Origin of the sequence: Pseudoalteromonas sp. MMG013 (genome assembly GCF_018100885.1) — a bacterium.
Classification (GTDB): Bacteria; Pseudomonadota; Gammaproteobacteria; order Enterobacterales; family Alteromonadaceae; genus Pseudoalteromonas; species Pseudoalteromonas aurantia.
Genome location: NZ_JAGJEE010000010.1, coordinates 127,090 through 140,198, shown reverse-complemented (window position 1 = coordinate 140,198; position 13,109 = coordinate 127,090). Strand labels below are relative to the sequence as shown.

The 13,109-nt window shown below is 39.7% G+C and carries 10 protein-coding genes; 5 read left to right on the top strand and 5 right to left on the bottom strand.

Features of this window, described 5'->3' with window-relative positions; translation table 11 throughout:
* Positions 1-14: 14 nt before the first annotated feature.
* The 3 genes from pstB to J8L98_RS11700 are packed head-to-tail and all read right to left on the bottom strand — an operon-like array spanning position 15 to position 4,772.
* Positions 15-842 carry a phosphate ABC transporter ATP-binding protein PstB gene (gene pstB, locus J8L98_RS11710; RefSeq protein ID WP_192505819.1) on the bottom strand — a complete coding sequence of 276 codons (828 nt, stop codon included), beginning with the start codon at positions 840-842 and terminating at the stop codon, positions 15-17.
* 28 nt (positions 843-870) lie between these two features.
* On the bottom strand, positions 871-2,520 hold the full coding sequence (gene pstA, locus J8L98_RS11705; protein ID WP_210996560.1) for a phosphate ABC transporter permease PstA: 1,650 nt from the start codon (positions 2,518-2,520) through the stop codon (positions 871-873).
* A 17-nt stretch (positions 2,521-2,537) separates the two neighbouring features.
* On the bottom strand, positions 2,538-4,772 hold the full coding sequence (locus J8L98_RS11700; RefSeq protein WP_210996559.1) for an ABC transporter permease subunit: 2,235 nt from the start codon (positions 4,770-4,772) through the stop codon (positions 2,538-2,540).
* A gap of 347 nt (positions 4,773-5,119) precedes the next feature.
* Between J8L98_RS11700 and J8L98_RS11695 the strand changes: the two genes are divergently transcribed.
* The 3 genes from J8L98_RS11695 (at position 5,120) to J8L98_RS11685 (ending at position 9,299) form a co-directional block, all read left to right on the top strand.
* On the top strand, positions 5,120-5,626 hold the full coding sequence (locus J8L98_RS11695) for an ACT domain-containing protein (protein WP_192505822.1): 507 nt from the start codon (positions 5,120-5,122) through the stop codon (positions 5,624-5,626).
* Positions 5,627-5,736: 110 nt separating this feature from the next.
* Positions 5,737-7,824 (top strand): polyphosphate kinase 1, encoded by a 2,088-nt coding sequence (gene ppk1, locus J8L98_RS11690; RefSeq protein ID WP_210996558.1) that lies wholly within the window; start codon positions 5,737-5,739, stop codon positions 7,822-7,824.
* A complete protein-coding gene (locus J8L98_RS11685) occupies positions 7,821-9,299 on the top strand; it encodes a Ppx/GppA phosphatase family protein (RefSeq protein WP_210996557.1) in 1,479 nt (492 codons plus the stop codon). The genes ppk1 and J8L98_RS11685 overlap by 4 nt, the downstream gene beginning before the upstream one ends.
* Positions 9,300-9,309: 10 nt before the next feature.
* On the opposite strand, the gene J8L98_RS11680 is transcribed toward J8L98_RS11685, so the two are convergent.
* Positions 9,310-10,578, bottom strand: a complete 1,269-nt coding sequence (locus J8L98_RS11680) for an HDOD domain-containing protein (RefSeq protein ID WP_210996556.1) — start codon at positions 10,576-10,578, stop codon at positions 9,310-9,312.
* A gap of 176 nt (positions 10,579-10,754) precedes the next feature.
* Here J8L98_RS11680 and J8L98_RS11675 point away from each other — a divergent pair, with 176 nt between their 5' ends.
* Together J8L98_RS11675 and J8L98_RS11670 are read left to right on the top strand one after the other, a co-directional pair.
* On the top strand, positions 10,755-11,498 hold the full coding sequence (locus tag J8L98_RS11675) for a transporter substrate-binding domain-containing protein (RefSeq protein ID WP_210996555.1): 744 nt from the start codon (positions 10,755-10,757) through the stop codon (positions 11,496-11,498).
* A gap of 46 nt (positions 11,499-11,544) precedes the next feature.
* A complete protein-coding gene (locus J8L98_RS11670; protein WP_192505827.1) occupies positions 11,545-12,111 on the top strand; it encodes an alkylphosphonate utilization protein in 567 nt (188 codons plus the stop codon).
* A 49-nt stretch (positions 12,112-12,160) separates the two neighbouring features.
* Here J8L98_RS11670 and rlmJ read toward each other — a convergent pair whose 3' ends face one another.
* On the bottom strand, positions 12,161-12,997 hold the full coding sequence (gene rlmJ / locus J8L98_RS11665; RefSeq protein ID WP_210996573.1) for a 23S rRNA (adenine(2030)-N(6))-methyltransferase RlmJ: 837 nt from the start codon (positions 12,995-12,997) through the stop codon (positions 12,161-12,163).
* Between the last annotated feature and the right edge of the window lie 112 nt (positions 12,998-13,109).

Here is a 13,109-nt window from a genome sequence, read left to right as displayed (position 1 = left end):
AAAAACTGATGCGCTTAACCGTAACGACCTGTAATGTAATCTTCTGTTTTCTTCTTTAATGGCGTCGTAAATAAAGTATTAGTATCCGCATATTCAATCAACTCCCCCATGTACATAAAGGCAGTTTGATCAGATACACGCGCAGCCTGTTGCATATTGTGCGTTACGATAACAACCGTATACTTGTTCTTTAAATCATTGATGAGCTCTTCAATGACCAATGTTGAAATGGGATCGAGTGCTGATGTAGGTTCATCAAGTAATAATACTTCGGGTTCGATTGCAATAGAACGCGCAATCACTAAACGCTGCTGCTGACCACCAGATAAACCAAACGCGCTATCATGTAGCCTGTCTTTTACTTCATCCCAAAGTGCAGCACCTCGTAACGACTTCTCTACAACTTCATCCAATTTACGTTTATCTTTTATACCCTGTAAACGAAGGCCATACACAACATTTTCATAAATTGATTTAGGAAATGGGTTCGGTCGTTGGAATACCATGCCTACATTTCTGCGCAATGCGGCAACATCTACACGCTTATCATAAATGTTTTGCCCGTGTAAGATAATTTCGCCTTCAATGCGACATGTATCAACCAAATCATTCATACGATTAATACAGCGAAGTAACGTTGACTTACCACAGCCTGATGGCCCGATGAACGCGGTAACCTGTCCTTTTGGAATAAGCATGTTCACATTACTAAGAGCTTGCTTGTCGGCATAGTAAAGATCGAGGTTCTTGATCTCCAGTGCGGTTTGCTCTGGAGACAAGTTTGCTAAATCTAATTTCATTTGGCCATTGGCCTGATTAACTTCTGGAGCTACTGTAATCATGTTTTTTACCTACTTAAAATCTTTACTATTAATGCTCAAGTGATCTGAACTTTTCACGCAAATGGTTACGAATACCGATTGCTGTAATATTGAGTGCTATGATCACCGACACTAACAAGAATGCGGTTGCATACACTAACGGCCTTGCAGCTTCTACGTTTGGACTTTGAAAACCAACATCATATATATGGAAGCCTAAGTGCATAAACTTACGATCTAAATGTATATATGGAAAATTCCCATCCAACGGCAAGGTTGGTGCCATTTTAACAACACCTACTAACATCAATGGCGCAACCTCACCTGCAGCACGTGCTACGGCTAAAATTAACCCAGTCATAATAGCAGGGCTTGCCATTGGTACAATAATACGCCACAGGGTTTCTGCTTGTGTTGCGCCCAAAGCCAAAGAACCATGACGTACTGAGCTTGGAATTCTAGATAACCCTTCTTCTGTTGATACAATGACAACAGGTAACGTTAATATTGCCAGTGTCAATGCAGACCAAATGACACCTGGTGTACCAAACACCGGACTTGGTGCAGCTTCAGGGTAAAATAGCTGGTCTAATGAACCACCTAACACGTACACGAAAAAGCCTAAGCCAAATACCCCATAAACAATAGAAGGTACACCTGCGAGGTTTATTACTGCAATTCGAATCATTTTAGTTACTGCATTTTTCGCAGCATACTCATGTAAATAAATCGCCGCAACCACACCAAATGGCGTCACAATGACCGCCATTAGCATAACCATAAATACCGTACCGAAAATAGCAGGAAATACTCCCCCCTCGGTATTGGCTTCACGAGGGTCATCACTCACAAATTTACCTAGTTGAGACAAATAATGTACAACTTTTGCAAATGTGCCCATATCATTTGGAAACCAAACATCTAACACCTGATAAATAGGTAGTGTAACCAACTCACCGCGCATATCTCTTACAACAACTTGATCACGTTTTGCTTGATTACGCAGTTCAAATAAACGCTTTTCAAAAACCTTATACTCCTCACGCAATGCAACTCGTTGCGCTTGTAAATCAGCAACTCGTTCATCGGTTAATGCGTTATCGAGCTCATAGCCTTTTTCTTTTAAACGTAACCTTTCAAGTTCATAGTTAATATGGCCAATGTCGCCATTTTGTAGGTCGAGTGCTTCATCGTTAAGGTCAACGGCGCGCTCAACTAATTCGTGAAGTTTATCAACAGACTGATTTTCGACAACTTGACCATTTTCAACGATATGATCAACGTACCCATAAAAGTTACCATTTTTACTACGCTCGAATACGGCCAACTTGGCTGGCATTGACTGCTTCATAATATCGGTAGAAAGTACCCATCTAAAATCAAGCTCTACGTACTCTCGGTTACCCGTTTTTACAAGTATACGTTCTATATCTTCAGCATCAAATGCCGATAGATCATAACCTGCCGCCTCTAATCGAGACTTTGGCACCATTTCTCTGTCATAGATTTCACCTATAACAGTTTGCTTTGCAACCGAACCATTGAGTTCTAATTCAACAACCTCTGATGGCCAGAAAAAGCTCAAGCCTTTCCATGCGATCATCGCTAATAGCCCAAGTACCGATATTAAACTAATACTAACGGCACCACCTGTCATCCAGATCCATGGAGAACCTGACTTAAACCACTGCTTTACCATGTCATGAACTCCCGTAATTACATTGAGCTGTATTTTTCACGTAACTGCTGACGAACAAACTCAGCAATCGTGTTAAATACAAAAGTAAAAATAAATAGTACAAATGCAGCTAAAAATAGAATGCGGTAATGTGAACTACCCACTTCTGATTCTGGCATTTCAACTGCAATATTGGCGGCCAATGTACGCATGCCTTGGAAGATGCTCCAATCCATAATAGGTGTATTACCGGTTGCCATTAGTACAATCATTGTTTCACCCACTGCACGACCTAGACCCATCATGACCGCTGAGAATATACCTGGACTCGCTGTCAGCAACACCACCCTAACCAACGTCTGCCACTGAGTAGCACCGAGCGCCAGTGAACCATTTGATAAGTGCTTTGGCACACTAAATACCGCATCTTCAGCAATTGAGAAAATAGTGGGAATAACAGCAAAGCCCATCGCGATACCAACTACTAACGAATTGCGCTGATCAAATGTCATTCCCAATTCATTGGTTAAATATTGGCGAACATTGCCATCGAAAACATACTCTTCTACACCACCACTTATCGTAAAAGATAACCAGCCAACCAATAACACGACCGGAATAAGTATGATTGAATGCCAGCCATCGGGTAGCAAATGACGTATATTCTCCGGCAATTTAGTCCACAAGAATGCGGTTGCTATCATCGATAGCGGTAACAAAATGAGTAATGCGACGATTGCGGGTAAGTGTATTTCTATGAGTGGCGCTAACCATAATCCTGCTAAAAACCCTAAAATAACGGTTGGTAGTGCTTCCATTATTTCAACCGTTGGCTTAACAACTCGACGTAATTCGCTCGACATAAAATATGCGGTGTAAATAGCCGCAGATAGTGCAATAGGTACTGCGAACAACATGGCGTACATTGCCGCTTTAATCGTACCAAAAGAAATAGGTACCAAAGAAAACTTTGATTCAAAGTCATCTGAGGCGGACGTAGACTGCCACGTATAAGCTGGTTCTGGGTACCCTTCATACCATACTTCTTGCCACAATGCAGACCATGTTACTTCAGGGTGTTCGTTATGAATATCAAATATGGATAGTTTATCATCTGCAATTATCAACGCCGCATTTGATCGCGGAGATACGGCAAAAGCGTCAATGGCACCTTGGCTGACTTTACCTTGCCACAAATGTGCTTGGCTCGTTGTATAATAAAGCCCTAAATCACCACTATCCGTTGTTGTAAAGAAAGTACGACGATAAAACTCACTATAGATATCAACATTGCTGTTTTTGCTCGTTTCAAACGCACGAATTTTATTAAACTGGCGACCATCATCTGTATTAATTTCAAACCACTGGGAAACTTCGCCATTATCATTTGCGAGCATGAGAGAGTTAGCACCGGCTAATAAAGTAGTGCCTACTAAATTGGCATTTTCTTCATTGGCAGCCAAAATTTGGAGCTGTTTAACATCACTAGGATCGCGTGTATCAAATATGTAAACTTGATTTGCTGAACGAATGAATGTCCGTGTTGTGTCTGGTGACATAAGCAACTCATCGATACGGCTGTCAACTGCCAACTCTGTGCGCTCAATCACCCACTCAACTTCTCCACTGAACATATTTTCTTCCGCGGTAAAAGAAGCAAATATAACGCGCTTATCACTCGTTAATGCAACCACGGCTGTTTTTTCTTCGTAATGACTAAACGCTAAACGTTCAATTGCGTGACCTTGTTCGTCCACTAATAATTGCTGACCATCTAGCGGATAGCTCAAGCGTGGTGTAATGACGCGTTCGTTACCAGGAAAAGTTACTAAGAAAGAAGGGCGTACTAATTGAACTTGGCCATTATCAAGTCCATATGCATATTGCCCCAAAAAAGGAGCACTTTTTGCGAAGCTCGTAACCTGCCCATCTAGATTCGTTGCTAGACTTTTCAATTTTTTACCTGTATTGGCACCTTTAAGCTGAAAAAAGTCCACCCCACCGGTTTTATTCAATAGGTAAGCAATTTCTGTTTGTTCTTCTACGCCAATACCAACATATTGTTCAGTATTTTGCAGTACGATGTCGACACGTTTCTCAACTTTAGCTGACTCCAAAATTGGTTGTACAACATACAATAAATAGAAGAAGATCATCAACAAAGCGATCAAAACCATTACCCCACCTGCGGTAATGCCATATTGTGCGAACCGATCTTTTAATAGACGGCTTCTATCCGTTTTAAAAGACGGTTGCTGCGGATTTGAAGACATCAAAACACCCTTTTATCTTAAAGTTGCGCGCATTATATTTCATCAAGATGACAATTATGTTACACCGTGCATGTTACATGAAGCTAGGTATAACATCATGTTTTTAGGTACAGATTTTTCAACCGGAAAGTTGCATAAACTGAAGAAATAAGATTGACGTATAGCAGTTTGCATTTGTTTACATTTCAGCGTTGAATTTATTGGACAACCACAAACACTGAACTAATCTATAAATGCATTATCTACCTTAGTAGGCTATGTATAAGGATCATACCCACTTTGTTGTAGCCGCTTTTTTCAATGCCTTGTCATACTTAACAAGGCTACAATAATAAGAGATACGCATTATGAAGCAGTTAGTACTAACCATTATCGGAAAAGATCGACCAGGTCTAGTTGAAGAAATATCTTCAACATTACTTTCACACCACGGTAATTGGCTTACCAGTAATTTAAGCCATTTAGCAGGCCAATTCGCGGGCATTGTACAAGTTGAAATTGCTGAAGAGCATTTACAGGAAATTCAAGATGCTTTAAAGACGCTTGCAGGCTTAGAAATAAAAATAGAGCTAGGTGAGCTAGAAGCTGCACCTGATACACCCGAAACATTAAACCTCGTTATTACCGGCAATGATAGACCCGGTATAGTACAAGAGCTTGCTTCTGTGATCCGCCATAAAGGAGCAAACATCACGCATTTAAATTCTCGAAAACAAAGCGCGCCAAATTGGGGGGTACCTATATTCAGTGCGTTTGCAACTGTTACCTTGCCAACTGGCATGCACAAAGATAATGTTATTGATGCATTAGAATCAATAACCAGCGATTTAATTGTCGATATTGAATCGGATTAACCCCATATCGATTTCGTAAATAGTTAGTCATGACAAGCGTTAAGGCTTGTCATGAAAATGTCACACCTTGGACCTATATTACTTTTAATTTCTTCCTAAAGAATTAAAAAATGCAGGCGACCTCTCATCCTACTGAAACGATAAGTTACTTTTCAAAAGAGCTCAGTTGGCTTTCGTTCAATGAACGAGTTCTACAAGAAGCAAAAGATAACAGCAATCCAATAATAGAAAGAATGCGCTTTTTAGGTATATTTTCCAATAATTTAGATGAATTTTTTCGAGTTCGTGTGGCCGATGTAAAGCGACGTGTATTATTAAATAAATTATCCGATGCGCACTTTGATGCCGATGAAGCACTACTTGCTAATATTAATAAAAAAGTACTTGAACTCGGAAAGAAATTCAACGTGGTTCACCAGCAAATATTGGCCGATTTAGAAAAGCACAATATTCATGTGGCACAGCCCCGTGATTTATCGGAACTGCACTTAGCGTGGCTTAAACAATTCTTTAAAGACCAAGTATTACCACAGATGTCGCCCATGCTATTAACTGAGAATAAAGATTACTCTAACAATATCAACGATACGATGATCTATTTTTTTGTGCAAATGCTCGGAGAAAAGCAACATCACGCATTACTTGAAATCCCCACAGATCGCATTGAACGCTTTGTTCAATTACCCCCAGAAAAAGCCAAGCGTCATAAAACAATTGTGATGCTAGACGATGTCGTTCAATATTTCATAAAGGATGTTTTTAAAGGCTTTTTCAATTTTGATAGTATCGATGGCTATGCAATAAAACTGACCCGAGATGCAGAGTACAATCTAGATAACGAAATAGAAGAAGGCCTTTTAGATAAAATGTCTAAAGGCTTAAAACAACGCTTATGTGCGGAACCCGTTAGGCTCGTATATGACCAAGCTATGCCCGAAGAAATGCTTAAAATCATGAAAAAACGTCTCGGTGTTACCCATCAAGATGCCCTGATCCCCGGAGGCCGCTATCGTAATTTTAGAGACTTTATTTCGTTTCCAAATGTTGGACGAAAGCATTTAGAAAACGCGCCATTACAGCCATTACAAAGTGCAGCCTTCGACGCGCATGGCAGTGTATTCAAAGCGATTTCAGAGAAGGATATTCTGCTTTATTATCCCTATCATACCTTTAACCACATGTTGGAATATGTACGCCAAGCTGCTTTTGATCCCAAAGTTACACAAATAAAGGTGAATATTTATCGAGTTGCCAGTCGATCTCGGTTAATTTCATCTTTATTAAGTGCAGCCAAAAACGGCAAGAAAATAACCGTCATGGTCGAGTTAAAAGCCCGTTTTGATGAGCAAAATAATATTGAATGGGCTAAATTACTTTCCGAGGCTGGGATTAAGGTAATGGTCGGTATTCCTGCATTAAAAGTGCATAGCAAACTCTGCGTCATTCACCGTAAAGAGAAAGGGAGAATAGTAAAATACGCGCATATCGGCACCGGTAATTTCCACGAGAAAACAGCGAAGATTTATACTGACTTTAGTCTGTTTACAAAACACACCGATATATGTAATGAATGTGATAGCGTTTTCAAATTTATAGAAAGCAGCTATCGACCCTTTCATTTTGAACATTTGATGATTTCTCCTGTCAATGCACGAGATCGTATTCTTGATTTAATCGACCGTGAGGTACGACTGTGCGAACAAGGAAAGGTAGGTAAAATCACAATAAAGATAAATAACCTAGTTGATAAGCAATTGGTAGATAAGCTGTACTTTGCAGCCCGTCACGGTGTTAAAATTCGTATTATCGTAAGAGGGATGTGTGCATTGGTCCCTGGTTTACCTCGTTTTAGTGACAATATCAAAGTTATCAGCATCGTTGATCGGTTTTTAGAGCACCCCCGTGTTATGGTATTTGAAAACGATGGAGATCCTCAGGTCTATATCTCATCTGCTGATTGGATGACTCGTAATCTTGACCATCGTGTTGAGGTAACTGCACCTATCTATGATGACGAATTAAAAAACGTCATTATAGAAATATTGGAGCTGCAATTACGTGACCGATGTAAAGCTAGGGTCATTGATAAAGAACAAAAGAACCTCTATGTTCGCAGAGGTAATAGCAAAAAGATCCGTTCACAGTTGGCAATATATGACTATCTAAAGAAATGGGAAAATAGTAAGAGCACACAATGACAGAATACCCCTCTATTGCCGCCGTTGACTTAGGCTCAAATAGCTTTCATTTATTAATTGCGAGAGAAGTCGACGGACGCTTTCAAATATTACATAAAGAAAAGCAAAGAGTGTACCTCGCTGCAGGACTAGACGATGATTTCTACCTATCATCCGAAGCAATTGAACGCGCATTGCATGCGTTAAAACAGTTTGCAACAACCTTAAAAAGCTTCTCTCATAGTCATGTACAAGTTGTTGCTACATACACATTGCGCAATAGTAAAAATATTCAACATTTTTTACACAAAGCTCAGCAATGCTTCCCATTTAAAATCAATGTTATTTCGGGGCAAGAAGAAGCACGCCTTATTTATCAAGGCGTCGCTAACTATATTCATAATGAACACAACAGATTAGTTATTGATATTGGTGGAGGTAGTAGTGAACTCATTATTGGCCGACATTTTAACCACCTCTTATTGACAAGCCGTAATATGGGTTGTGTTAACATGACGCAGCAGTTTTTCTCAGATGGTAAGTTAACAGAAAAACGCTTTAATAAAGCACTAATCAAAGCTGAGCAAGACTTAGAAGTAATTACAGCTAGTTATTTAAACAAAGGTTGGGAAACCTGCTTAGGTACCTCAGGTACCATCAAGACACTGAGCGCAATCAATCATGCTTACTTTAATGAGTCACACCTCACTCTGAAAAGTCTAACACACATCAAAACACTCATATTTGAACAACAACAATTACAACTATTGGTGCTAAAAGGGCTTCCTATTGAACGCCGCAATAGTATTGTCGGTGGCCTCATTGTATTAATTGCGATATTTAAACAACTCAACATTCTCTCTTTAGAATACTGTGATTTTGCATTACGTGAAGGACTTATGCATGAGGCCCACCAGCGTAAAGAGTTTGATATTCGTGCCCGTACTATAAATACTTTATGCGAGCACTACACTGTTGATACAGCCCATAGCGATAACATTTGTCAAACTTTACGACAATTTTTTGCCGCAACAGAACGAAGCTGGCAGCTTAATAGCTGTGATTTACAGATTTTATGCTGGGCTGCACAACTTCACGAAGTTGGTTTGACTATCAATTCATCAGGCTTACACAAGCATAGTGCTTATATTATTATGCACAGCCAACTTCCTGGTTTTACACAAGAACAACAACTATTACTCAGCACTTTAATTCGTTTTTACCGAAAGAAAATCAAACCAACTGACATTCACGCACTTTTTACTGAGCAACCAAAGAACTTTGCTAAACTATTGACCTTGCTGCGCTTAGCAATAATTTGCAACCAGAAGCGACAGTATCAACAAACAGGTAAGATAGAATTGCAAGCACAAGAAGATACACTGAGCATTAAACTCGATGCGGATTGGGCAAACAAGCACTCGATTTTATTTGCTGATTTACAGCAAGAGCAACGTTATCTAACACCACTCAATATCAATTTGGCTCTAATTTAATAAACTAATGTTAAACGTGCACCACGGCAAAGATATCATCTGCATAAGTCCGGCTTTGCATCGCTAAATCAAATAAGTGCGTTTTATTCGTCGCGGGTCGAATGGCATTCAGAATGGCTTCAGCCTCTTGCCAGTTATTATGCTCAATTTCTAATGCTAAGCGCAACGCGCCCCCCATAAGTCCTTGATAATTTAATAACGCACTACTTAATGAACTATCTAAAGAAAACTCAGAAATAACCACCGACAACTCAATCTCTAATATGGCATCTAATATTGACATTAAACCGATTAAATAGCCCTGCTCAGCCATTTCATCTCCACCCGGTGCTAGAAATAGTTCAATAAACCGAGCTCGCATCAAGCCCATTTTTGTCAACTCTGCAGGCTTATCAAGCCCGAGCTCACTCAGTGCTAGTACTCGAACAAATTGGCGTATCGCATCCTCTCCCAAATACACAACAGCTTGAGCAATCGACTTCATTTCAATTTTATTATCGCCAGCTTTCGCATTTGCTAATTTTAAAATTCTTGCTGTTAAGCTTAAATCTTTCGCAACTCGCTGCTGAACTTCTTTAAAACACAAATTCGTTTTCGCTGTGCAACGTAGTAAATCGAAAATCGCGGCTTTGGAGGGTTCAATGTTGCCATGGTTTAACATTTCTGGACGAGCAAAAAAGAAGCCTTGGAAATAATCGGCCCCAGCAGCATGAATAAAGTTATATTCCTCGAGCGTTTCGATCCGTTCCACAACTATTTTTACATCCGGATAGATCCGTTTTAGCTTTTTCAGCATCATCGTTGTTTTAATGATTGGCTGCTCGACTTCTAACTTAATATAATTCATAAGTGGCAATAAGGGTGCCCAACGTGCGTCCCCGTCATAATCATCTAAAGCAAAATGATAACCCTGCTTTTTTAGTCTTACGACCGTTTCAACCAACTCGGTAATGTTTTGCGAGCGTTCGACGATTTCTACAATTAGATTTTCAGGATTAAGTAACTTTGGGAGCTCATGTAATAAAGATTCATCAGAGAGGTTAATAAATGCTCTATGCCCTGCCGCAAGCCGATCAACGCCTACAAACATTAACGAATTGAAAAACATTCGGCCCGTGGCTTGACCGTCGGTCACGCCAGACGGGAAAGCATTGTTATCTGAATCTCGATACAATAATTCATACGCATAGATATTTTGAGCTTTATCAAGTATTGGCTGGCGTGCAATATATTGCACTGAAGAATTTTTAACTTTTGCGATCGTGCCACTCATCAACATCAATACCCTTGTTTTAACTAATGAAGCTCGGGAACTATCAGAATACGATATGCATGTAAGCTGAGCAATTAAAAACTCATGTTCTTATCAATAATTATCAATATACGTATAAGCTTATAAATAAACTTTACACGCATCTGGTATTCCTTCACACGGTTTTGGACTAACATTGTGATATGAATGTACCAAAAAGAATAGTAACCCTTTGTTTAGTGTGCGCTGTTTGGTCATCAAACGCACTCACCAAAAACCACTTAGAGTATAGCTTAAGTGGCTCAGGTAACTATTACCCTTATTACACACATGACCCAAGGGCTCCTGGCATACTTCCTGAAGCAATCCAAGCAATTTTAAAAGAAGCAAATATTACAGGGGAAGATCTCCTCTTGCCAGCAAAGCGCACCAACTATTACTTACAGCAGCAAAAAATAGACTTTGATTTAGTGAGCCCTAGCTGGCTAAAAGACACTGAGTTAAACAATCCACAATATATATTTTCCATTGCAATATTACCAATCTCAGAATACATTGTGACTCGTCTAAAAACACATGTCCCCACCTCTCTTGAGCATATGATTGTAGGGACGGTTCGAGGTTATTATTATCATAATGATGAAGTGTTTGAACGCATTGATTTCAATTCTGAAAAAGAGTTGATGCTTGCACTACATCGTAAACGTGTTGATCAAATCATAATCGGTAATTTGCCAGCGCTGTATTGGTCTAAGAAACTGAATATTCCATTTTTTATGGCTGCAATACACTCTCAAGGGTATATCCACATGCGCTTATTGTCTAAACATAAAAACCTATTGCCAATCATAAATAAAGCAATTGAAGCTTTATCAAAAAAAACCTACTTTAAGAACATTGAACGAAAGTACTTACAATCTCTAAGCGCCACTAGCGAGGGTCCATAATAATCACGTATAATTCCACTTTCATTTATGTTTGTAGGAATAAATTATGAGTATCGCCGCCACTTTAGCTCAAAGAAGCAACGGACAATGTGAATTATGTAGCAATAATACAGGTCTTGACGTTTTTGAAGTACCACCTGTAAATGAAGCTCACTCAGATAAATGTGTGTATCTATGCTCAACATGCAAACCTCAAGTTGAGGGCAATGAAACGCTACAAACAAATCATTGGCATTGCCTAAATGATAGCATGTGGAGCCAAACACCAGCCGTACAAGTCGTTGCTTTTCGTCTATTAAGCCAATTGGCTGTCGAGCATAGTTGGGCACAAGATGCGTTAGATATGTTGTATTTAGAAGATGACACGCGAACTTGGGCTGCTCAGGTACTCGCAGATGAAGATGAGATTGTTCATCTGGACAGCAACGGTGTACGACTCAATGCAGGCGATACCGTAGTGCTAATTAAAGATCTAGATGTAAAAGGCAGTAGTATTGTGGCAAAAAGAGGAACCGCAGTGCGTAATATTGGCCTAACCTCTAATCCGGACCATATAGAAGGTCGAGTTGATGGTCAACGCATTGTTATATTAACTAAATTCGTCAAAAAGTAACTCGGATTCAAAGTGGTGCCGCTATATGACAATAGGGGCACCGGCTAACTTATTCTTCGACAAGCTGTTCGCTGCGATAAAACCCATTTTCATCACTCAAGATGTCAACCAACTCAGGTAATACATCATCCATAGTCGCTTTCAATGTCCAAGGGGGGTTAATGACTATCATACCCGAAGCTGTCATACCATGTTCTTGAGTATCGCAACTGGTTGCCAATTCAAACAGTTGAATATTGTTAATACCTGACTCCTTAAGCGTCTCTTCTAACAAGTCAATACGCTCTCTATCCACAACTGGGTACCAAATCATATAAGTACCAGAGTTAAAACGTTTATGGGCTTTAATGATCATTTTCGCAGCTTGCTGATAATCCGTTTTTATTTCATACGGAGGATCCATTAAAACACATGCACGTCTTGATGCAGGTGGTACCAATCCAAGTAGCCCTTTAAATCCATCTTCACCGCGGACTCTTAAAGACTTTTTATGTGACAAATTCTCTTCTAAAAGCCCCAAGTCTTTAGGGTGTAATTCAAAAAACCAGCCTTTATCTTGACGTCTTAAAAATTGCTCAGCCATTTTCGGCGAACCCGGATAATACAACAAGTCTGTTTTATTGAACGATTTAACCAAAGTAACAAAATGCGCCAACGTTTCATTGCCGCCATCATAGTGCCAAAGCTTTGCTATGCCGTCTAAATACTCTTGGGTCTTTTGCGCATCACTACTGTTGAGCTCAAAAAAACCAGCTCCGGAATGGGTATCAATGTAATCCAAAGGCTTATCCTTGCGAGTCATGTACTCTAATACTGTCGCAAGGACTAAATGTTTAATAATATCTGCTGGATTACCCGCATGAAATGAATGTCTGTAACTAAGCATAAAGAGACCTTGCTTCGCAATTGAGCAATTTTGCTGAACCGCTTGTGAATAAAATAGGGTATATCCGTCATTATCACCCAAAGTCATAGAAAAATCAGCATAAAGGTGCGTA

What these genes read in the sequence shown, in the direction of transcription:
- J8L98_RS11695 (WP_192505822.1), top strand. Translation starts at nt 5,120, where the DNA reads ATGAAGCAGTTAGTACTAACCATTATCGGAAAAGATCGACCAGGTCTA.
- pstA (WP_210996560.1), bottom strand. Translation starts at nt 2,520, where the DNA reads ATGGTAAAGCAGTGGTTTAAGTCAGGTTCTCCATGGATCTGGATGACA.
- J8L98_RS11700 (WP_210996559.1), bottom strand. Translation starts at nt 4,772, where the DNA reads ATGTCTTCAAATCCGCAGCAACCGTCTTTTAAAACGGATAGAAGCCGT.
- J8L98_RS11675 (WP_210996555.1), top strand. Translation starts at nt 10,755, where the DNA reads ATGAATGTACCAAAAAGAATAGTAACCCTTTGTTTAGTGTGCGCTGTT.
- pstB (WP_192505819.1), bottom strand. Translation starts at nt 842, where the DNA reads ATGATTACAGTAGCTCCAGAAGTTAATCAGGCCAATGGCCAAATGAAA.
- rlmJ (WP_210996573.1), bottom strand. Translation starts at nt 12,997, where the DNA reads ATGCTTAGTTACAGACATTCATTTCATGCGGGTAATCCAGCAGATATT.
- J8L98_RS11670 (WP_192505827.1), top strand. Translation starts at nt 11,545, where the DNA reads ATGAGTATCGCCGCCACTTTAGCTCAAAGAAGCAACGGACAATGTGAA.
- J8L98_RS11685 (WP_210996557.1), top strand. Translation starts at nt 7,821, where the DNA reads ATGACAGAATACCCCTCTATTGCCGCCGTTGACTTAGGCTCAAATAGC.
- ppk1 (WP_210996558.1), top strand. Translation starts at nt 5,737, where the DNA reads ATGCAGGCGACCTCTCATCCTACTGAAACGATAAGTTACTTTTCAAAA.
- J8L98_RS11680 (WP_210996556.1), bottom strand. Translation starts at nt 10,578, where the DNA reads ATGTTGATGAGTGGCACGATCGCAAAAGTTAAAAATTCTTCAGTGCAA.